Annotated in this window: 21 protein-coding genes; 19 read left to right on the forward strand and 2 right to left on the reverse strand. The window is 38.9% G+C overall.

Features of this window, described 5'->3' with window-relative positions:
- The first annotated feature begins 44 nt into the window (after positions 1 to 44).
- The 15 genes from ASU03_RS05815 to ASU03_RS05885 all read left to right on the forward strand — a co-directional run bounded on the left by ASU03_RS05815 (position 45) and on the right by ASU03_RS05885 (position 14,911).
- Positions 45 to 1,184: a protein-glutamate methylesterase/protein-glutamine glutaminase gene (locus ASU03_RS05815; RefSeq protein ID WP_057830898.1), complete on the forward strand. Its 1,140-nt coding sequence runs from the start codon at positions 45 to 47 to the stop codon at positions 1,182 to 1,184.
- The gene (locus tag ASU03_RS05820; protein WP_057830899.1) at positions 1,177 to 1,923 is read left to right on the forward strand and encodes a flagellar motor protein; all 747 of its coding nucleotides are present in this window, start codon (positions 1,177 to 1,179) and stop codon (positions 1,921 to 1,923) included. The genes ASU03_RS05815 and ASU03_RS05820 overlap by 8 nt, the downstream gene beginning before the upstream one ends.
- On the forward strand, positions 1,920 to 2,945 hold the full coding sequence (locus ASU03_RS05825) for a flagellar motor protein MotB (RefSeq protein WP_057830900.1): 1,026 nt from the start codon (positions 1,920 to 1,922) through the stop codon (positions 2,943 to 2,945). Before ASU03_RS05820 ends, ASU03_RS05825 begins: the two co-directional genes overlap by 4 nt.
- A 53-nt stretch (positions 2,946 to 2,998) precedes the next feature.
- On the forward strand, positions 2,999 to 3,787 hold the full coding sequence (locus ASU03_RS05830; RefSeq protein ID WP_057830901.1) for a ParA family protein: 789 nt from the start codon (positions 2,999 to 3,001) through the stop codon (positions 3,785 to 3,787).
- Positions 3,788 to 4,522: a chemotaxis protein CheW gene (locus ASU03_RS05835; protein ID WP_197411201.1), complete on the forward strand. Its 735-nt coding sequence runs from the start codon at positions 3,788 to 3,790 to the stop codon at positions 4,520 to 4,522.
- Between the two features lie 60 nt (positions 4,523 to 4,582).
- Positions 4,583 to 5,077: a chemotaxis protein CheW gene (locus tag ASU03_RS05840; RefSeq protein ID WP_057830902.1), complete on the forward strand. Its 495-nt coding sequence runs from the start codon at positions 4,583 to 4,585 to the stop codon at positions 5,075 to 5,077.
- A gap of 360 nt (positions 5,078 to 5,437) precedes the next feature.
- The gene (locus ASU03_RS05845; RefSeq protein ID WP_057830903.1) at positions 5,438 to 5,908 is read left to right on the forward strand and encodes a DUF2802 domain-containing protein; all 471 of its coding nucleotides are present in this window, start codon (positions 5,438 to 5,440) and stop codon (positions 5,906 to 5,908) included.
- A gap of 139 nt (positions 5,909 to 6,047) precedes the next feature.
- Complete coding sequence (locus tag ASU03_RS05850) at positions 6,048 to 6,848, forward strand: MlaA family lipoprotein (RefSeq protein WP_057830904.1); 801 nt, start codon at positions 6,048 to 6,050, stop codon at positions 6,846 to 6,848.
- 104 nt (positions 6,849 to 6,952) lie between these two features.
- Positions 6,953 to 7,417, forward strand: a complete 465-nt coding sequence (gene ribH / locus ASU03_RS05855; RefSeq protein ID WP_057180237.1) for a 6,7-dimethyl-8-ribityllumazine synthase — start codon at positions 6,953 to 6,955, stop codon at positions 7,415 to 7,417.
- Between the two features lie 61 nt (positions 7,418 to 7,478).
- A complete protein-coding gene (gene nusB / locus ASU03_RS05860) occupies positions 7,479 to 7,895 on the forward strand; it encodes a transcription antitermination factor NusB (protein ID WP_057831021.1) in 417 nt (138 codons plus the stop codon).
- 52 nt (positions 7,896 to 7,947) lie between these two features.
- Positions 7,948 to 8,910: a thiamine-phosphate kinase gene (gene thiL / locus ASU03_RS05865; protein ID WP_057830905.1), complete on the forward strand. Its 963-nt coding sequence runs from the start codon at positions 7,948 to 7,950 to the stop codon at positions 8,908 to 8,910.
- Positions 8,911 to 8,962: 52 nt separating this feature from the next.
- Positions 8,963 to 9,436, forward strand: coding sequence for a phosphatidylglycerophosphatase A family protein (locus ASU03_RS05870; protein ID WP_057830906.1), 474 nt, complete (start codon positions 8,963 to 8,965; stop codon positions 9,434 to 9,436).
- A 568-nt stretch (positions 9,437 to 10,004) separates the two neighbouring features.
- Complete coding sequence (hpf, locus tag ASU03_RS05875) at positions 10,005 to 10,361, forward strand: ribosome hibernation-promoting factor, HPF/YfiA family (protein ID WP_057830907.1); 357 nt, start codon at positions 10,005 to 10,007, stop codon at positions 10,359 to 10,361.
- Positions 10,362 to 10,532: 171 nt separating this feature from the next.
- Positions 10,533 to 11,783, forward strand: a complete 1,251-nt coding sequence (locus ASU03_RS05880; RefSeq protein ID WP_057830908.1) for an efflux RND transporter periplasmic adaptor subunit — start codon at positions 10,533 to 10,535, stop codon at positions 11,781 to 11,783.
- Between the two features lie 14 nt (positions 11,784 to 11,797).
- Positions 11,798 to 14,911, forward strand: coding sequence for an efflux RND transporter permease subunit (locus ASU03_RS05885; protein ID WP_057830909.1), 3,114 nt, complete (start codon positions 11,798 to 11,800; stop codon positions 14,909 to 14,911).
- A gap of 164 nt (positions 14,912 to 15,075) precedes the next feature.
- Here the strand turns inward: ASU03_RS05885 and ASU03_RS19750 are convergent, their stop codons facing one another.
- Both ASU03_RS19750 and ASU03_RS05890 read right to left on the reverse strand, forming a co-directional pair.
- Positions 15,076 to 15,225 carry a DUF2986 domain-containing protein gene (locus tag ASU03_RS19750; protein WP_082627159.1) on the reverse strand — a complete coding sequence of 50 codons (150 nt, stop codon included), beginning with the start codon at positions 15,223 to 15,225 and terminating at the stop codon, positions 15,076 to 15,078.
- A 60-nt stretch (positions 15,226 to 15,285) separates the two neighbouring features.
- Positions 15,286 to 15,711, reverse strand: coding sequence for a hypothetical protein (locus tag ASU03_RS05890; protein ID WP_057830910.1), 426 nt, complete (start codon positions 15,709 to 15,711; stop codon positions 15,286 to 15,288).
- Between the two features lie 161 nt (positions 15,712 to 15,872).
- On the opposite strand from ASU03_RS05890, the gene dbpA reads away from it, so the two are divergent.
- From dbpA to ASU03_RS05910, 4 genes are all read left to right on the forward strand, one after another.
- The gene (gene dbpA, locus ASU03_RS05895) at positions 15,873 to 17,279 is read left to right on the forward strand and encodes an ATP-dependent RNA helicase DbpA (protein ID WP_057830911.1); all 1,407 of its coding nucleotides are present in this window, start codon (positions 15,873 to 15,875) and stop codon (positions 17,277 to 17,279) included.
- A gap of 41 nt (positions 17,280 to 17,320) precedes the next feature.
- Entirely contained in the window at positions 17,321 to 18,430 is a 1,110-nt protein-coding gene (zapE, locus tag ASU03_RS05900) for a cell division protein ZapE (protein WP_057830912.1), read from the forward strand.
- Between the two features lie 225 nt (positions 18,431 to 18,655).
- Complete coding sequence (locus ASU03_RS05905; protein ID WP_057830913.1) at positions 18,656 to 19,495, forward strand: DUF2884 family protein; 840 nt, start codon at positions 18,656 to 18,658, stop codon at positions 19,493 to 19,495.
- 158 nt (positions 19,496 to 19,653) lie between these two features.
- On the forward strand, positions 19,654 to 20,499 hold the full coding sequence (locus tag ASU03_RS05910) for a tRNA-uridine aminocarboxypropyltransferase (protein WP_057830914.1): 846 nt from the start codon (positions 19,654 to 19,656) through the stop codon (positions 20,497 to 20,499).
- Positions 20,500 to 20,634: the final 135 nt, after the last annotated feature.

Consider the following 20,634-nt stretch of genomic DNA (forward strand, 5'->3'; position numbering starts at 1 on the left):
ATGACTATACAGCGTGAATTAAGTAGCGTTATCAGAGAGGTTAAATGGCCTACAAGGTACTAGTTGTTGATGACTCTAGCTTTTTTAGACGTAGAGTTACTGATATTCTTAATAAAGATCCAAAATTGAACGTTATTGATGTTGCAGTTAATGGCAAAGAAGCAGTTGAGAAAGCTATATTGCTAAAGCCTGATGTCATCACTATGGATATAGAAATGCCAGTGCTTAATGGTATCGACGCTGTAAAGCAAATTATGGCGAAATCGCCAACAGCAATATTGATGTTTTCATCGCTAACACATCAAGGGGCTAAAGCAACCCTTGATGCACTTGATGCCGGAGCTTTAGATTTCTTACCGAAAAAATTTAGTGAAATTGCAAAAAACACCGATGAAGCGGGTAGTTTATTACGGCAACGGGTTGTTGAAATAGCACGAAAATCTAGCTTTGAAAAACCGAAAGCCGCGAATCAGACTGGGGTTACCCGTCCGCCCATAGCAAAAGTAAGGTTGACAGCAAACGTTACAAAAACGTCAAACTCCTATACTCCGGAATTTTCCTCGGCACTTAAAGATAAAAAAACACTTAAGCGTAGCTCTGGTAAGGAATACAAACTCTTAGCTATTGGTACTTCAACCGGTGGTCCAGTAGCACTGCAAAAAATATTGGTGCAATTGGATCAAGATTTTCCATTACCTATTATTATTGTTCAGCATATGCCTGCGGCATTCACTGCAGCTTTTGCCAGTCGTTTAAATACCTTGTGTAAAATATCAATTAAAGAAGCAGCGGATGGCGATGTACTAAAACCTGGTTGTGCTTATTTAGCTCCAGGTGGTCGGCAAATGATTATTATTGGCAGTGAAAATTCAGCAAAAATCAAAATTCTCGATGATGACTCCCCAAAAATTACTTTTAAGCCGAGTGTTGATATCAGTTTTGGCTCAGCAGCTAAAACCTTTGCCGGTAAAGTGCTTGGGGTGATTCTTACAGGCATGGGCTCTGATGGTAAAGAAGGGTCGAGGATGTTAAAAGCTAAAGGCTCGACCATTTGGTCGCAAGATGAACAATCCTGTGTTGTTTATGGTATGCCTCAAGCGGTAGATAAAGCTGGCTTGTCTCAGTTGTCCTTGCCACTAGATTCAATAGCGGCCTCAATGGTTAAGGAAATTGGCCATGGATAAATTGAGTGTAGCAGGTCTATTTATTGCAATTTTTGCTGTTTATTTTGGCTTCACTCTTGATGGTGGTCACCTGTCCGCTTTATTTGAGCTACCCGCTTTTATTATTGTTTTTGGCGGTACATTAGGTGCAGTTATGCTGCAATCGTCAATGATGCAGTTTACTCATGCAATATCATTACTCAAATGGGTTTTTTCTCCGCCTAAATACGATATGGATCGTGGTATAAATGAAATTGTAGATTGGGCAACTAAGGCGAGAGAATCAGGATACCTTGCTTTAGAAGATACCGCCTTGGAAATTGAAGATAGCTATACCCAAAAGGGACTTAATTTGTTGGTTGATGGTGTTGATCTTGAAAATTTTAGAGTTGCGCTAGAGTTAGACTTAGATATTTATCGAGAACATAACCTGCGTTCTGCCAATGTATTTGAAGCTATGGGTGGCTACAGTCCTACCATTGGTATATTAGGTGCAGTACTTGGCTTAATTCACGCTATGAGTAATCTAGCTGAGCCGGAATTATTAGGGCAGGGTATTGCAACCGCTTTTATTGCAACGATTTATGGGGTAGGTTTTGCGAACCTGCTCTATTTACCGATAGCAAATAAAATACGAGCTATTATTCATCAACAAACCATGTATCGTGAAATGATTTGTGAGGGGTTGGTATCCATTGCTAATGGAGAGAATCCTCATGCGATTGAAAATAAACTATCAGCATTTAGGTTAGATCGATGAATCGGCTGCGTAATCGAAGACACACGATAGAGCATGATAATGTACATCGTTGGTTAGTCTCTTATGCAGATTATATGACATTAATGTTTGCCTTGTTTGTGGTGTTATACGCAATGGCAATGGTGAAAGAAAAGCCTTTTGAGAGTCTTACAGAATCACTTGGTCGTGTCTTTCAAACTTATGAAGATAAGAGTAAAAACCGAGGGCATGGTGATGGTGTCTTGATGGTTAATACCAGTAAAACGAATAAAAAGTTATTTGGCAATGGTATTTTAGAGGTTGCCGGACCGGAAGTACTTAATAACGAAAGAAGCTTATCTAACATCTCTGATGCGCAAGTAGGAAATAACTTAAGTTCCTTAGAAGAGGAGTTACATACCGCTTTATATGAACTGGTTGAGTCTGGTTTTGCCCAATTACAAATAGATGGTGATTGGTTAGAGATAGAGTTAAATAGTGCTTTATTATTTCCCAGTGGTTCCACATCAGCCACACTTTCTGCTGAGGCGATTTTATCGGCAATTTATGACGTCATTGGTCAAGCCAGTAACTTTATTAGAGTACGAGGTTATACCGATAACCAAGTAATAAATAATGAAATATTCTCTTCAAATTGGGAGCTATCTGTTTTTAGAGCGACAGCAATTTTGAGGGTATTAGAAAAACTAGGTCTAAATCCTGCTCGCATGGCTATTGAGGGTTATGGTCAATATTACCCCAGTGCAGATAATTTAACCGTACAAGGTAGAGCTAAAAATAGAAAAGTGGTTATTGCTATTTCTAAATATGGTTTAGAGAAAGCGAATTTACTCATTACTCCAACCATTGATTTACAAAGCATTGAAGCAATAACACCAATTAACGGTTCAAATGAGCTAAGTATTGAGCAATCGAATAATATCAAGGTGATTCGTCTGGATAACGGTGGTATTCGTATAACTACTCGTGGTGATGATGACGTTGAACAATTACCAGAGAGTCGCCCCTTAAAAGAAAAAAAAGCTAATAATGCTATAGAGTAAATTAGCTATCAATATGATTAATAAAATTAAATAAATGTAAGTGAGTATTGCTCTTGATAGTTTGGACCATTGCAAATCAAAAAGGTGGTGTTGGTAAAACCACTACAACTATAGCTCTTGCCGGGGTATTAGCTGAGCAAGGTCATCGAGTATTATTAGTTGATACCGACCCTCATGCGTCATTAAGTTACTATTTTGGTATTGAATCAGAAGATTTAGATTTGAGTGTTTATAACTTATTTACTCAGGTTTCAACCAGAGAACAAATTTTACAAACCTTATGTCCTAGTAGGTATCCTAATATAGATATTTTACCCGCAACTATGGGGCTAGCGACGCTGGATCGCTCTTTAGGCACAAAAGGTGGCATGGGCTTAGTTTTAAAAAAAGCGGTGCAAAAAGTAGCTGACAGTTATGACTATGTATTAATTGATTGTCCGCCCGTACTTGGTGTCCTTATGGTAAATGCCCTGGCAGCGGCAGATCGTATTATAATTCCTGTGCAAACAGAATTTCTGGCATTAAAAGGCTTAGACCGTATGGTCAAAACGATGGAGATTATGCAAGGCGAACAAGAAAGTCCTTTTAAATACACCATAGTGCCAACCATGTTTGACAAACGAACAAAAGCTTCTATTTTAGCGTTTAAAAAACTACAAGAAGACTATACTAATGAAATATGGCCGGGTGTAGTACCCGTTGATACTAACTTGAGAAATGCCAGTTTCGCTCAAAGAGTACCTTCAGATTTTGCCGCAAACTCTCGAGGAACATTAGCCTATAAAAGCCTTCTGAATTATTTAGTCAAGCAAGGCCTGAAGAATAATGAGGTTGAATGCTAAATGAGTAAATCGTTACCCGCGAGTCATAATGTAATGAAAACCTACCTGTCAGAACTACTTACAGAGCCTGACATTGCTGAAGAGTTATCACACCAGCGCATTAAACCGCCAGCTAGAAAACCTTTGGCGCATAAAGTGGATGCTGACAATCAATCATTAGAAAAATTGCTTAAAACAGTCAGTGAGCCTAAAGAAGAAACGGTTGAGGTGGCAAAGGTTGATTTAGTCCCCATTTCTACCGATAAAAGCCGTGCTCAAGCTATGGTCAATAAACAGGAAAGCTACCGTCAAGGGGATTTTCAAGTCATGTTTTTTGATGTCGCGGGGTTAATCCTTGCTGTTCCTCTGATTGAGTTAGGTGGCATTCATAAAGTTGATAAAACCAGTAGTTTAATGGGTAAACCCAGTTGGTTTAAAGGCGTTATGCTTTATCGGGATGAAAAAATTAATGTTGTCGATACTGCTTTATGGGTTATGCCGGAAAAATGTGACGAAAAACTAATGAATTCGCTGAATTATCAATATATTATCATGTTAAATGATAGCCCTTGGGCCTTGATGGCGGAAAACCTAATCGATACAGTTGTGTTACGTCAAGATGAAGTAAAATGGGTAGACTCTAATAATAAAAGGCCGTGGTTGGCGGGCTTAGTAAAAGAAAAAATGTGTGCCTTACTCGATGTAAGTGCTTTGATTCAATTGCTTGATAAAGGTATTGATATCTATCAAAAATAGTAAATTATAGTTGTCTATATTTCAGACAGTTTAAAAGTAGTAATTTGAGGGGCAAGTAATATGTCAGATGAGAGAAGAAGTAAAAGTGATAAAGTTGACGCTAGTGATGAAGTGCTGCAATGGGTAACCTTTAAGTTACAAAATGAAACTTACGGTATTAATGTTATGCAGGTGCAGGAGGTTTTACGTTATAGTGAAATTGCTCCGGTACCTGGTGCCCCTCTTTATGTACTTGGTATCATAAATTTGCGCGGTAATGTTGTCACCGTTATTGATACCCGCTGTCGATTTGGTTTAGAGCCTTGTGATATTACCGATAATACCCGTGTGGTGGTTATCGAATCGGAAAAACAAGTTATAGGGATCTTAGTTGATAGTGTTGCTGAAGTTGTCTATTTAAAGTCTTCAGAAATAGATGATGCACCCAACGTTGGTAATGAAGAAAGTGCTCAGTTCATCCAAGGGGTATCAAACCGTGATGGTGAATTACTTATTTTAGTAGATTTAGATAAACTACTTTCAGACGATGAGTGGGATGAACTCAAGCAGTTTTAATACTATTATTTTCAGCGCTAGATATTGTTGACCTAAGTTTAAGCCTGTATATACAAAGTATTCACTTATACCTGTTACCTTCAAGATGCATGTTTCAGAGTGCTTGAACAATTTCAATTCAAGGCGCTGTGATGAAATAATGGTTGTTCCATTATGAGTTACAGCAACGATGAAGTGATGTTGTTCAAACGCTTCTTCGATGGGTTTAAAATGACTTTATACCGCGTTAAATAATTAAACCATAGAATGACTATGCTTCCATTATTTCCCTTGCCTAAAGCCATTTTAATACCCACTGAAATCGAGCACTTTAAATGGTGACGGGTATATACGTTTAAATTTATTTAAGGCCAAATTCCAATGTCATTGTTAGCCGTCCCGATAATTTCTGTGTTAGCGCTATTCCTTGTAGTGCTTTCTAGTACAGTATTTTTTATCTATTTAACTAAGCTTAAACGTAAATTATCTATGCTAGATATAAAAATGCAAAGTTCTGTTTTATTTGTTAACGAATTACAAAGCTTAAATAACAAGTTACAGCAAGAGTTTGAGCTCATGGCGAGCAATAGTGAGCAGTTTGCTATCGAAAATAGTCAAGTTTCGATACAATTAGAGCATAGTATTAAAAAATTACAGCAGCAAGCTATCGATCAACAGCAGCTATTAAGCCAATGGCAAGAGAGCCAAGGGCAGAATAAGTTTTATAATCGTGCTTTTATATTAGCAGCCAAGGGTGCCAATATAGAGGAAATTATCAGTGAATGTGAATTACCTCGAGCAGAAGTTGAAATGTTGCTTTCCGTCTACCATCAACGTGCTCGCTCTCAATAAATAATTGTTACCAACTTTTACTTAATGAAACTAAATATAGTAAAACTGCGTTGAAACGTTATTCACCCATCAATTGATTTCATGTTAAACTGCCGTCGTTTTCTCATGCATATCATGTAACGGCAAGGACCTTCGCCCTGTGAGCTCAGCCATAACCCCATATTTTCGACTCTTTATACTTGTTATTATTATTACTCTTGCTGGTTGTACGTCAACACAAAAACAGCAAGAGCAAGACGATTTTTCTGATGACGCTAGCTTAAGGGATTCTAGAGATCCCTTTGAAGCGATTAACAGACCTTTTTGGACTTTTACTTGGGATTATGTCGATAAGTATATTGCAAAACCCTCATCAGAAGTTTACACAACGTACACACCGCCATTTTTACGGACTGGCTTATACAATATGGCGTTAAATTTAAACGAGCCTGCAAGTATTATTAATAATGCCTTGCAGTTAAAGTTTACTGCTGCGGCCAAAAATACCGGTAGATTTGTTCTTAATTCAACGATTGGTTTATTTGGATTTTATGATCCCGCCAGTGATTTTGACTGGTCAGGAGAGCAAGAAGAGTTTGGTGAAGTATTAGGTACTTACGGAATTGGTGATGGACCCTATATTGTTATCCCGGGTTTGGGACCAAGCTCTGTTCGTGAAGAAGTGGGGGATTACATCGATGGTCTTTATTGGCCCATGGTTGTTATTGATTTTTGGCCTAATATGGCTCGCTTAGGCATATTAGCTTTAGAAAAGAGAGCGGCCGTTCGAGATCAAGAGCAGTTAGTTATCGAGTCCGAAGATCCCTATGAATTTATTAAAAATGCATATTTTCAAAATATGAATTATAAACTTTACGACGGTGATCCTCCTATCATCATTAATGAAGCTGAAGAGGACGAAATAGATGCCTTACTTGATGATTTTGATGAGAGCTACTAGCTCAAACTCTTTTATTAATAAATAGAATAAACGAGTACCTATGCTGATAACAATTTGTTAGAATTGCGGCAATTTTTTTAGATACACTATATTGGAATAATTAAATGAATATCATTGAAGGTTCGTTTGAAGCAAAAGGTAAAAAATTTGCTATTGTAGTATCACGTTTTAATCACTTTATTGTTGATAGTTTGTTAGACGGCGCAATTGACGCGCTAAAACGCCATGGTAATGTTAATGATAACGATATCACAGTAGTTCGTGTACCTGGGGCATATGAGTTACCGCTAGCGGCTAAAAAATTGGCAGCAAAAGATACCTTTGATGCCATTATTGCTATTGGCGCAGTTATCCGTGGTGGTACACCTCACTTTGAATTTGTTGCTGGTGAGTGTAATAAAGGTTTAGCACAAGTTTGTTTAGACGCTGAAATTCCCGTTGCCTTTGGTGTGATTACCACAGACTCAATCGAACAAGCAATTGAACGAGCTGGTACTAAGGCCGGTAATAAAGGCGCTGAGGCAGCTCTTAGCGCATTAGAAATGGTAAATGTTTTAGCTAAAATTTAATTTTCTATTTTCTACATTATTCCTAACATTATTCCTAAACTTAAGAAAAGTGGCACCTATTGTGAAACCGTCTCCTAGAAGAAAAGCCCGTGAGTTAGCCGTACAAGCTATCTATTCATGGCAAGTGAGTAAAAACCCAGTAAATGATATTGAAGTTAACTTTATTGTCGATAACAGCAAACGCCGTTTTGATATTGAATACTTTCAATTGTTATTACGCGGTGTAACCGCCAATATTAGTGATATAGATGCGGCTATTTCGCCTCATGTTGATCGTCCACTTAAGGATATTGATCAAGTGGAAAAGGCGATACTACGTGTGGCCGTGTTTGAGCTGAAAGATTGTACGGATGTACCTTATCGTGTGGTGATAAATGAAGCTATAGAGTTAGCTAAGTCATTTGCTGCTGATGATAGCCATAAATTTGTTAACGGTGTTTTAGATAAAACCGTAAAGTTAATTCGTCCTCAAGATTAATCTATTCGTAGCAACTTATTAGTATCAATCTATTAGTAACTAAAGGCTTAGCATGAAAGAGTTCGAGTTAATTAAACATTTCTTCACCAAACAAAAAGTTAAGCGTAAAGACGTTGAGCTTGGTATAGGAGATGATTGCGCTGTTTTAGCACCTATTGAGCATCAAAATATAGTGGTAACGACAGATACATTAGTAGCTGGCGTACATTTTCCTTTTGATACAAGCCCCAGAGCCATTGGCCATAAGGCGGTAGCGGTAAATTTATCTGATATTGCCGCAATGGGGGCTAAGCCAAGTTGGTTGTCTTTAGCGTTAACGCTACCGGAGGTGGATGAAACTTGGCTAAAAGAGTTTTGTGAAGGTGTCTTTGAATTATGTGAGTTTTACAATGTAGAGCTCATAGGCGGAGATACTACTCAAGGGCCATTAAGTATTACTATTACCGCGCAGGGGTTGACGCCTCAAGGCAGTTATTTGACACGTTCTGGTGCTAAAGCGGGGGACTGGCTTTATGTTACCGGTGAACTCGGTGATGCAGCATTAGCTTTACAGCAAATTACCGGTAAAGTCGAAATTGAGCCACAGTTTACTAGCATTTTAAGAAAAAAGCTTGATTATCCAAAGCCAAGAATTTTGGCCGGACAAACGCTGCGTGAATATGCTTCGGCAGCGATAGATCTTTCCGACGGATTAATGGCTGATTTGGGACATATATGTCAAGCATCCAATGTCGGCGCTAATGTCGTGCTCGATGCCTTACCTCTTTCGACTATCATGCGAGATAGTCTTCTCAGTGATGATGCCATCACCTTGGCATTATCGGGAGGCGATGATTATGAACTCTTATTTACCGTATCTGAAGATAACAAGGTGGGTATGGAAACTGCAATGTCTCATGCAGGGACACCGATTACTTGTATAGGACAAATGAATGCCTCCCAAACTATTTCAACCACATTAAATAATAAAGCTATACCTATCAATACTGCTGGTTTTGAGCATTTTACCGAATAGCTTATTTTAGCAATTTACGAATCAATCACTAATAAATTAAGCAGTTAATTCTATGTCGGCTAAAAATAAACAGGTTAAGTTTAATCTTGCCAATCCAATTCAGTTTTTAGCGTTAGGTTTTGGCAGCGGTTTAGCGCCTAAAGCACCTGGAACTTTTGGTACGCTGGCCGCGGTGCCTATATTCCTACTTATGAGTGGCTTGACGCCATTAATATATGCCTTACTCGTCTTAGTTGTTTGCATCTCGGGTATTTATATCTGTGGCAAAGCGGCGAGTGATGTTGGTGTACATGATCATGGCGCTATTGTTTGGGATGAGTTCGCTGGGTTTTTTATAACTATGTTCATGGTACCAGTGAGTTGGCAGAGTGTCTTGGTCGGTTTTGTTTTATTTAGAATATTTGATATTGCTAAACCTTGGCCAATATCCATAGCGGATAAAAAGCTAACGGGTGGCTTTGGTATCATGTTTGATGATGTACTGGCAGGTGTATTTGCCCTAGTAATCATGCACCTTATTTTCTAATCGTTTAAGACACTTTTAATTACCAAGCTTTATCACAGGCTAACGGCTAAGGCTTTAGTTAGCAAGCAATTGCTTATTTGACCTATCATTACTTCAGAACAATAGTATTTTCACCACTTTTACGCTAAGTTTAAAGCAGGTAATAAGTGCAGTTGATGATAAATAATGGCTTTTGTAGTAATTCTATTATATCTATTGCCAGATATGAGCTATGTCAGAGCTTCACAATAGTGCTGAAATTGTTTAGAACTAGTCATCTATAATGAATTTAACGCTGTTAGTAGTGCTCGGACAACTTGAAAAAGAGCGGGTTTTTAAAGACCTAGGGGCGGCTTACTGATTGATAACCGCTGTATTACTAGTAAACAGTAATTTACCGGTAAGGCTTTAAATCCTATTTGAGCAGGCAATAATTAAATAAACGTGGTATTACCGCAAAATATTTAGCCCTATTACTTGTTTTTTTCAGCACTTGCCCTCAGGTCTATTATTAGGTTGCACATTATTATTTAAGTAAAGTGCCATTTAGGTAAAATAGTCATTAAGTAACAGTAAAAAAGGAATACCTATGAAAATAAATCTTTCTGGTCATCACGTAGAAGTTAATGATTCAATCAAAGAACATATCGAAGAAAAATTCTCTAAAATAGCGAGCCACTTTCCAACACTAATAGCCTTAGATGTAATTATTTCTAAAGAACATCATAAATATCAAGTGGAATTAACGACAAATTATGAAGGTGGCCGTATTTCTACCGCGGGTACAAATGAAGTAATGTATCCTGCTATCGCAAATGCAGCCAAAAAGTTAGATGCTGCGCTTAAACATAGAAAAGGCCAGCTTAAAGCCAATTTACACGCAAAACCTGATGCTACTACACCTGAAATTGCCCATGAGAAGGTTCAAGAAATGAACTTATCTTAAGGTTCAGACCCTTTCAAAACCAGAATAGCTGTTGAACTTTGTTCACAGCTTTTTTTTTGAAAAATTTATAACATATTCATAAGTAGTACAAATAATTACTGTTATGAATACCCGCTGTGTAATAATCAAAGCCATTAATATTAAAAGCATTAACCCACAAGGAATTTTTTGATGCTAAAACCCTTTTTAAGACAACCCAATAGCTCTTTATTTACCACGAGTAAACTTGCATTGATGGTGTTTTTCTCCCTGACATTAAGTGCTTGTGGTAAACCAGAAGTTAAGGTGAAACCACCAGCGCCAGCGGTTTCTGTCTACTCAGTTAAAGCACAAGCCATTGGTGGATATCGTGAGTTTGTCGCACGAACAGAACCTTTCAAAGAGGCTGCCTTACGTGCCCGTGTTGAAGGGGAGTTAATTGCCCGTCATTTTAGAGAAGGCAGTAATGTCGAACAGGGTCAAATATTATTACAAATCGACCCTGCCGCATACAAGGCAGCATTATCAGCAGCAAAGGCAGATTTAAGTTCTAGAATATCAGGAGAAGAAAATGCCAAGCGTAACTTAAAGCGAGCCAATGAACTTATTAGTGATGGTTATATTTCTCAATCTGACTATGACAGGTTAACCACAGAAGAGTCACAAGCTAGATCAGCGGTTAAAGCTGCAGCAGCGTCACTTGAAAAAGCTGAACTTGATTTGAGCTATACCACAATCAAAGCACCTTTCTCCGGTCGCATAGGTAAAGTAAATTACAATATCGGCAATATCGTTGGCCCAACAAGCAACCCCTTGGCAACCTTAATTATAAGTGATCCTATTTATGTCAGCTTCCAAGTTGAAGAAAGCTTTTACATTTCTTACTTGCAAAAAAATCAGGGCGCAAGAACTGGCAACGAAGGTGAATTTGAGCTATCGCTACGTCTGCCAAATAATTCTACCTATCAAGAAAAAGGTAAGTTCGACTTTGCCGATACTAAAATTTCCCAAGGTATGGGTACCGTTGAACTGAGAACTGTTTTTCCTAATCCTAGAGATATCATCTTACCAGGACTATTTGTTACCTTGATTGTTGAAACACGAGATAAAGAGGAAATGGCACTAATTCCACAAGCGGCAGTACAACAAAATCAACAAGGTAAATTTGTCTTAATTGTTGGTAAAGATAATAGGGTCAAACTACGTCACGTAGTCTTAGGGCGTCGAATTAATGCCATGTGGGTTGTTGAAAAAGGTGTTGCTATTGGTGAGCAAGTGATAGTTGCAGGTTTACAAAAAGTTCGCCCTGGTGTTGAAGTGAATGGCGTTAAAAAACAGGTTAATCCACTAACAGGCACAATCACAGATTTTAATGATAAAGCAACAAATTCTGCCAAAGCTAATGATGTAAATATTAGCCCAAACGCTGCAGTCGATAAGTAAATAAGGACGATTTTATGATCAGTAAAACTTTTATCAATCGCCCTAAATTTGCGTTTGTTATCGCTATTGTTATCACGCTTGCTGGCTTAATTGCCATGAGTGTGTTGCCGGTAAATATGTATCCAGAAATAACACCGCCTCAAGTTCAAATTTCTGCTGTCTATCCCGGAGCCAGTGCGCAAGTGGTGGAAGAATCAGTTATTAGGCCGATTGAAGAACAAATTAATGGTGTAGAAGATATGATGTATATCGAATCTTCCGCTTCAAATAATGGTAGAGCGGTTATTACGGTATTTTTCAAAGTCGGAACCGATGGTGATATTGCGCAAGTTAACGTGCAAAATAGAGTCGCCTTAGCGACCAGCTCTTTACCTGCAGAGGTCACTCGTCAAGGGGTTTCTGTTAAGAAAAAGTCTAGTTCAATGTTGTTAGGCATCAACTTATTTTCTGAACAAGAAGGTATTGACCAACTCTTTTTAAGTAATTATGCCTCTAACTATTTAATTGAGTCTTTAGGGCGTATTCCAGGTGTTGCCTCAGCAGAAATTATGGGTGAAATGACCTATAGTATGCGCGTCTGGTTAAACCCAGAACGCATGGCATCTTTAAGTATTACTGTCACTGAAGTGCAGCAAGCATTACAAGAGCAGAATATGATAGTTGCTGCAGGTAAATTCGGGGCTAGCCCATCGTTACCTAACCAACAATTTGAGTACTCTATTCAAGCCAAGGGTCGTTTACAAACACCAGAGGAATTTGGCCAAACAATCATTCGAGCCCAACTCAACGGTAACTTTATTCGTTTAAGTGATATAGCTCGTTTGGAATTAGGTGCACAAGACTACTCAACACAAGCAAGATTAAATGGTAAAGAAACTGCATTTCTTGTTATCTACCAATTACCTGATGCTAATGCCACCAAAGTCGCTTCGTTAGTAAAAGCTAAAATGAAAGATCTTGCGCAGCGTTTTCCTGATGGCCTAAAGTATGTTATCCCATACGATACCACTAAGTTTATCGACCGCTCCATTGAAGAAGTGATGATTACGCTATTTCAAGCGATAGCCTTAGTGATATTAGTGGTGTTTTTGTTCTTGCAAAATTGGCGTGCCACCATCATTCCAACCTTAGCAATCCCTGTTTCACTAATAGGTACTTTTGCTTTTATGCTGCTGATGGGTTATTCAATTAACACCATTACCTTATTTGGTTTAGTACTTGCTATCGGTATTGTGGTAGATGATGCTATTATCGTTATCGAAAATGTTGAACGTATTTTAAAAGAAGAGCAGTTGCCGATTAAAGAAGCGGTAAGCAAAGCGATGGAGCAAGTCTCAGGACCTATTATTGCCACAACCTTAGTACTGCTTGCTGTTTTTGTGCCCGTGGCTTTTATGCCAGGTATTACCGGGGAATTATATAAACAATTCTCAGTGACTATTTCATTTGCGGTAATCATTTCTTCAATTAATGCCTTAACCTTAAGCCCAGCACTTTGTGTCGTATTATTAAGCGCTGAAAAAATGAAACCTATTCGCTGGTTAATACCCTTCGAACGTCTTATTACTAAGGTAACGGGCGGCTATACCAAAACCGTTGCTTTTATGCTTAAACGTCTTACCCGAGTAGGTCTTTTTGTCGGCTTATTATTTATTGGTGCAGGTTGGTTAACAACAGCAGTACCAACAGCATTTTTACCTGCGGAAGACCAAGGCTACCTTTTTGTTGATGTACAGCTACCAGATGCCGCGTCAAGTAATCGTACTCAGGCGGTATTAGATAAGATCACCCCCATCATTTTAAACGACGCAGCCGTTGAAGATATTATTACCGTGTCAGGATTCTCACTAATTGGCGGTGCTGGTTCAAATAATGGTCTAGCGATTATCCTCCTGAAAGACTGGGACGAGCGTACCGCGCCTGAATTAGGACTAAAGCAGCTAATTCCACGCTTAATGGGGCAACTATGGACTATGCCTGATGCGCAAATCATGGTGTTTAATCCGCCGCCTATTCCAGGCCTTGGTAATAGTTCAGGCTTCGATTTTAAATTACAAGACAGCGAAGGTCGAGATCCAGCCGAGTTAGCGCAAGTGATGAACGGTCTCATCTATGAGGCTAATCAAAGGCCTGAATTAACACGGGTATTTAGTACCTTTAGAGCCAATGTACCGCAGTATTTTTTAGAAGTAGACCGTAATAAAGCCAAAGCACAAGGTGTCGCCTTATCTGATATTTTCGCTACTTTACAAGCGCAATTAGGTTCTCTATATATTAATGACTTTAGTCAATTTGGCCGAACCTATCGGGTCATTATACAAGCGGAAAGTAAGTATCGAAAAGACCCTACCGATTTGCGTTATTACTTTGTCCGTAATAAAGATAATGAGATGGTGCCATTAACCACCTTGGCCACCATTAAGCCCATTTTAGGGCCGACAACCATCAATCACTTTAACTTGTATCGTAGTGCTAGTATTACAGGTAATGCTACTCCGGGTTATTCGTCAGGACAGGCTATTGATGTCATGGAAGAACTAGCGAGTAAATTACCGCAAGGATATATTTACGAATGGTCGGGACAGTCTAAACAAGAGTTAGAAGCAGGTAACTTAGCGCCTATCTTATTTGGTTTAGCTATTCTATTTGTTTACCTATTCTTAGTGGCTCAGTATGAAAGTTGGACTATTCCCTTTTCGGTCTTAGCGGCCGTACCTTTAGCGCTATTTGGCTCAATGTTGGCACTTTATACGGTTGGTATGGCAAATAATATCTACGCGCAAGTTGGCTTGGTATTATTGATAGGCATGTCGACTAAAACCGCCATTTTGATCGTTGAGTTCGCCATAGAGCAAAGAGCGGCAGGAGAGACCATCATGAATGCAGCGCTTAATGCAGCACGAATGCGTTTTCGTGCGGTATTGATGACGGCTTTTTCCTTTATTCTCGGTGTGTTACCCCTAGTATTTGCTACAGGTGCTGGTGCAGGTAGCCGAGTTTCTTTAGGTATCACTGTACTTTCAGGTATGATCGCAGCGACACTGTTTGGTACTTTACTGGTACCTTATTTCTATTTAGTGATTCAGCGTATGCGAGAAAAAATTAAAGGAAACCCAGATGTTAGCTAAAGGTTTTACCACCGCCTAGCATCAAAAAAGGGCACATACTATATATTAATAGTATGTGCCCTTTTTATTTGATTGCTAAAAGTCTCACTCTAAATGCTAAAGCAACTAACTAGCAATATTGATAACCGTTTAGCATATATTCAGCATGAATTTAGCCGTAGACGCTACTCGGACTCTTGTGTAGTCTCTGCTTCATCAAGTTTAGCTCTATCGGCTTTTGATACATACTTAGGTTTATTAGGGGTATGTAGCTTGGCATTCATTTTTTTAACCTTCTTTTTCAAAATATTATTCATCTTCTTTTTTCTATTCATTTTCTTATCTCTACATAAAAACTAAAAATTATCTTGTATTTTGCTACTAATTATTGGGCACTAAAAAATAATGACCACAAGCATTAAAGGAAAATAGGGGTATAACACCGTTGGTTTTAATGAATTACTAACATACTGGCTAATAAGTGCCTTGCTAGTTGGACGATTTATTTGCCACTGTTTGTACATTAAATAAGGTTGCATTGACTCAGAAGTCTGTTCAGCCTCATTTAGCGCTAATTTATCTTCTATCAGCATTATCGCATTTGCAGTACGACACTGGAAGGTTTTCCAAATACCTTCTTGTAGCCAAAGCACAGCGATTAGTAGTAAGGCAACAAGCGCGGTCAATGAAAAGGTGAAGGACAACAAGGTGATCGCGGTGGCAACCAGCTTGATAATTAAGGCATAATTTTCATAACATTCATGATTGTTATGCAAGGTTTGCCATTGCTGGAGTAATAACTGTTTTGAAACTGTCGTCATAGGGCTGAATATACTGGGGTTGAGCAAAAATTACTGTTATTATGCGCGCATTACCTTGCTCTTGAAAGTTTTCTTATTTATGTAATGAAAGCTTTCTTATCTTTTAGCCTAGCGCTTAGCTAGGCCATATAGCCAATTACTATCATTCAGAGGCGTTTATTTTGAGTACTAATTCAACTACTTCATCGTTAGCTTTTACTTCGTTAAGCTTAAAAGAGGATTTAGTTAAAAACTTATCGTCCCTTGGCTATGAGAAAATGACACCCATTCAAGCGAAAACATTACCTGAATTGCTTAAGGGAAAAGATGTTATTGGCGAAGCAAAAACCGGCTCAGGTAAAACCGCAGCTTTTGGTTTAGCATTACTTAACAAATTAGATGTTAAAAAATTTCGCATTCAATCAATGGTAATTTGTCCAACCCGTGAACTGGCTGACCAAGTGGCGAAAGAGTTGAGAAAGCTAGCACGTGGTATTCATAATATTAAAATATTGACACTTTGTGGTGGCACACCCTTTGGTCCACAAATTGGTTCTTTAGAGCATGGTGCCCATGTTATTGTTGGTACCCCGGGTCGCCTTGAAGAACACGTTATAAAAGGCACCTTACAATTAGAACATTTAAACTTGTTAGTGCTAGATGAAGCTGACCGTATGTTAGAAATGGGCTTTCAAGCGGCACTTGATAATATTATTGGTCGTACACCACTTGACCGTCAAACGTTACTTTTTAGTGCCACTTTTCCTGAGCAAATCATGTCCATTAGTGAAAGTATTATGACAGATCCTGTGATGGTGAAAATCGGTGCTAGTGAAGACCAATCAACTATCAGTCAAAAGTTCTTTAAAGTAACTGATGATGACAGTCGCCTAGATGCGTTACGTTTATTGTTACTGGACAAGCAAGTTGAATCGACTGCTATTTTTTGTAATACCAAAAAAGAAACCAAGCAAGTTGCTGACGCCTTACATTTTGATGGCTTTAGCGTGTTAGCTTTACATGGCGATTTAGAGCAGCGTGATAGGGATCAAACCTTATTACGCTTTGCCAACAAAAGTGCTTCAATTCTTGTCGCTACTGATGTTGCTGCACGTGGCTTGGATATTGATAGTTTAGATTTAGTGATTAACTATCATATTGCCCGCGATAGTGAAGTACATGTACACAGAATTGGTCGAACAGGACGTGCCGGCAGTAAAGGTTTAGCTTATTCACTCTTTAGTGACAAAGAAAGTTATAAAGTTGGTTTACTCGAAGACTACCTTGACGCCGTGATCACCCCTGAGCCATTACCATCATCAGCTGTACTTGGTTATGAACGTCCACAAGCTAAAATGGCAACCATTCAAATTGATGGCGGTAAAAAGCAAAAAGTTAGAGCTGGAGATATTTTAGGTGCACTTACTGGTGATAATGGCATTAAAGGCTCAGAAGTGGGCAAAATTTCGGTACTTGATAACAAAGCCTATGTAGCTGTTACTAAAGGCGCGTTAAATTTAGCGTTGAGAAAGATAACTAAAGGGAAAATGAAAGGGCGTACCTTCAATGCCCGTCACTTAACTTTTTAATAAGCTAACGTCTAAATTAAAAGCCAGATGAAAAAAGTTAAATGAAAAAAGCCTACCAAGAGCTGCTTGTCAACAAGCAGCTTTATTTTGATGCCGCTCAAACACAAGCCGTTGATGCTTTAGTTTTACTATCTCAGCAGCTGATTGAGCGACAGCAATCCCCAAAAAAGTTAAAAAAACCCATTGCAGGCTTATATTTTCATGGCCGAGTAGGTCGCGGTAAAACCATGCTGATGGATTTATTTTATCAGCAATTACCCATAACAAAGAAGAAGCGCATCCATTTCCATCACTTTATGGAAAGTGTCCATCAGCAACTCGCCCAGTTAACCGGGCAGTCAGAGCCTCTTAGCCATATTGCCAAAGCATGGGCAAAAAATATTGACCTACTATGCTTCGATGAGTTTTTTGTCAGCGATATTGCTGATGCTATGCTACTTAGTGGTTTGTTTTCCGAACTATTTACTCAAGGTGTCACGCTTGTTGCGACCTCTAATTGTCAACCGGAGCAGTTGTATCGTAATGGCTTACAAAGAGAGCGCTTCTTACCCACTATTGCCTTGCTCAAGCAATATTGTCAGGTTATCTCTATTGATGGCGAAGTGGATCATAGACGAAGTAACCTTGCTAAAAACGCCATTTATGCTAATTATTTTTTATTAGCTAACCAAGGTGATAAAAAATTAAATGCCCGCTATAAAAGTGTAACAAAGGGTGAGCCGTTAGTTGCTGGCGAAATAGAGATTAATCACCGACCGCTGAGTTATTTAGCTCAAAGTGATCAGGTTATTTTTTTCGACTTTTTTGCTCTGTGTTCAGGTCCACGTAGTCAGCGAGACTATATGGCGCTAGCGCAAGACTTCTCCACGGTATTTATTGCCAATGTACCACAATTTTCAGGTAAATTAGTACCCGCGGTGTTTTCAGGCGTTGAAGATAATTATCAACGAAGTGGTGTTTTAATGGGCGATTTACAGCAACTTGATGACGAAGCGCGAAGATTTATTGCCCTTGTTGATGAGTTCTACGATCAAAATGTCAACTTAATCGTTAGTGCTGCAGTTGATATCTTTGACCTTTATCAGGGGCAGCAACTTGCCTTTGAATTTCAGCGCTGTCAGTCTCGATTAATGGAAATGCAAAACGGCTGACAATTTTCTATTAAAACTAAAAGCTAAAAAACTAATAACTGGTCAACTTGACTAATTAGTTTACATTTTATTAGTCTCCTTATATTGATTTTTCTTCATCCGTTTGATATTTATATAAAAATAAACTTGGCACTATGCTTGTAAAGCCCTACAGGTAATTGTAATCAATAGACTCGCTCAACGGGTACTAACCCCCGCTGACTTTAATTTCATAAGGATAGAAACATGACTTACTTTCATCGCACCTTACTAGCAAGTGCACTCACGGTCTCACTGGCATCATCAACGATATATGCCCACCAATCATGTGATGTTGATTTATCGGCCAGCTTCACTATCAACCCTAACGCCATTGAGTTTTTACATGATGAAGGCGAAAATGATGGTAAAAAGCGTAGTTTATATAAAATTATCGAGGGTGAAAAACTTATCATTGATAAGCAAAGTATTGTGCTAACCGAAACTCAGCAAGCATTGCTGCAAAAGTATGATGAAAAAATTCGCCAGCTAGTCCCGCAAGTTAAAAGTGTTGCCATTGAAGGTGTTGATTTGGCGGTTGAAGGGGTTAATCTTGCTTTTAATGCGCTATTGGGTGAAGGTAACAGCGTCGCCGCTGATTTGACCCAAGAGTTAACCAAAATTCGAGCTCAAATTGTCGCCAACCTATCCATTGAAGATGGCATTTCTGTCGGTGTTGATGGTTTAGCCAGCGAAGAGTTACTGGGTAAAGATTTTGAACAACGTATTGAGTCGGTAGTGGAAAAAGCAGTGTTAAACTCTATGGGCAGCATCTTAATTGCCATGGGCCAGCGCATGGTAGCAGCAGATGGTGAGCAGCAAAGTTTTGTAACACGATTGGAGAATTTTTCCGATACCATAGAGCAAGAGATGACAGCTAGGGTTGCTAAAATTGAACAAAAGGCCCTGGCACTTTGTCTCAGTATTGCTGAAGTGGATGCGCTAGAAGAGCAACTGAAAGATGAAATTAAGCTGCTTGCTCATATCAATGTTTTTACCGTGACAGTTGCCCATGATAAAGATGAGCATCATGCGAGTGCAAAGTAGCGGCTAAGTTGTGGTATAAAGGCATATAGCTCTTAGCTATGTTGTCTAATTATTGCCAGTAATTTAACCGCTAAAAGACAATATAAATATTGCTCAACACTAAGGCTCTGCACTGATATAATTGCCGAGTCTTTTTTTATATTTTAATTTAGTGAAACATGCACGCTGTCCATCAATTACATCAATACCGTAAAAGCATCAGTACTACCACCTATAAAGCCAGAGGCTATAGGGTCATTCGCTGCCAACTTTGCCAGCTAGCTCAGCAGTTTTGTATCTGTGCGCTAGCACCCAATCAAGAGCATGTGCAGACAACGGCAGGGTTCTTATTGCTTATGCATGACACTGAAGTTTTAAAACCGAGTAACACCGGCAAACTTATTGCCGACATTATTCCGGATAGTTTTGCTTTTTTATGGTCTAGAACTAAAGTGAATCCAGAGTTATTAGCTGTGCTTAATGATGAAAAGTGGTTTCCTCTGCTGGTTTTTCCGCAAGAATATGCTGGCGATGACCGTAAAGTTTTTACTAACAAGGTTATTTGCCCTAAAGGGAAAAGGCCACTATTTATTATGCTTGATGGTAGTTGGCGTGAAGCCAAAAAAATGTTCCGTAAAAGTCCGTATTTAGACCGTTTTCCCATGGTGTCCTTTGATGCAAGAACGGCTATGCCCGCGGTACTTGGTACTTGTCATAGTGACAGTAACAAGCAATTATCACCGGTAGGTCAAGACTCTCGCTATACCGTCAGAAAGACTGAGCTTGAGCATCAGTTTTCCACTGCAGAGGTTGGCGCTAGAGTGTTAGCTATGCATGGCGAAACTAATAATGCTCAGCTACTGGATTTATGGTTTGATGTTTTCAACTTTCAATATCAAAAAAGTGTCTGTCAGCGTAACAAAGGTAATGTGAATGCCTTAGAAAATTATCAAAGTTTTATTAACAAGTTATACCCAAACCACCGCAATATGCCGGATTCAGCAGCCATTGAATCGTCATTATAAATCTGCAGTTAACGTTAAGGTAAACAGGTACTTAGCTTTACCTTGTAAATATTAGTTTGCAAGTGCCTGCTCGTTCAGCGTTTTTTCATTGCTTTAAAGCTAGCACTTAGCGAATTAAAGTCTTAAGTTAACTTT

The organism is Colwellia sp. TT2012 (assembly GCF_001440345.1).
In the GTDB taxonomy this organism is placed as follows: domain Bacteria; phylum Pseudomonadota; class Gammaproteobacteria; order Enterobacterales; family Alteromonadaceae; genus Colwellia.

Bases quoted from the DNA above. Each gene is read 5' to 3' on its own strand.
- ASU03_RS05840 (WP_057830902.1), top strand. From the start codon at position 4,583: ATGTCAGATGAGAGAAGAAGTAAAAGTGATAAAGTTGACGCTAGTGAT.
- thiL (WP_057830905.1), top strand. From the start codon at position 7,948: ATGAAAGAGTTCGAGTTAATTAAACATTTCTTCACCAAACAAAAAGTT.
- zapE (WP_057830912.1), top strand. From the start codon at position 17,321: ATGAAAAAAGCCTACCAAGAGCTGCTTGTCAACAAGCAGCTTTATTTT.
- ribH (WP_057180237.1), top strand. From the start codon at position 6,953: ATGAATATCATTGAAGGTTCGTTTGAAGCAAAAGGTAAAAAATTTGCT.
- ASU03_RS19750 (WP_082627159.1), bottom strand. From the start codon at position 15,225: ATGAATAGAAAAAAGAAGATGAATAATATTTTGAAAAAGAAGGTTAAA.
- ASU03_RS05835 (WP_197411201.1), top strand. From the start codon at position 3,788: ATGAGTAAATCGTTACCCGCGAGTCATAATGTAATGAAAACCTACCTG.
- ASU03_RS05910 (WP_057830914.1), top strand. From the start codon at position 19,654: ATGCACGCTGTCCATCAATTACATCAATACCGTAAAAGCATCAGTACT.
- ASU03_RS05880 (WP_057830908.1), top strand. From the start codon at position 10,533: ATGCTAAAACCCTTTTTAAGACAACCCAATAGCTCTTTATTTACCACG.
- hpf (WP_057830907.1), top strand. From the start codon at position 10,005: ATGAAAATAAATCTTTCTGGTCATCACGTAGAAGTTAATGATTCAATC.
- ASU03_RS05870 (WP_057830906.1), top strand. From the start codon at position 8,963: ATGTCGGCTAAAAATAAACAGGTTAAGTTTAATCTTGCCAATCCAATT.
- ASU03_RS05885 (WP_057830909.1), top strand. From the start codon at position 11,798: ATGATCAGTAAAACTTTTATCAATCGCCCTAAATTTGCGTTTGTTATC.
- ASU03_RS05905 (WP_057830913.1), top strand. From the start codon at position 18,656: ATGACTTACTTTCATCGCACCTTACTAGCAAGTGCACTCACGGTCTCA.
- ASU03_RS05890 (WP_057830910.1), bottom strand. From the start codon at position 15,711: ATGACGACAGTTTCAAAACAGTTATTACTCCAGCAATGGCAAACCTTG.
- ASU03_RS05820 (WP_057830899.1), top strand. From the start codon at position 1,177: ATGGATAAATTGAGTGTAGCAGGTCTATTTATTGCAATTTTTGCTGTT.
- ASU03_RS05845 (WP_057830903.1), top strand. From the start codon at position 5,438: ATGTCATTGTTAGCCGTCCCGATAATTTCTGTGTTAGCGCTATTCCTT.
- ASU03_RS05825 (WP_057830900.1), top strand. From the start codon at position 1,920: ATGAATCGGCTGCGTAATCGAAGACACACGATAGAGCATGATAATGTA.
- ASU03_RS05815 (WP_057830898.1), top strand. From the start codon at position 45: ATGGCCTACAAGGTACTAGTTGTTGATGACTCTAGCTTTTTTAGACGT.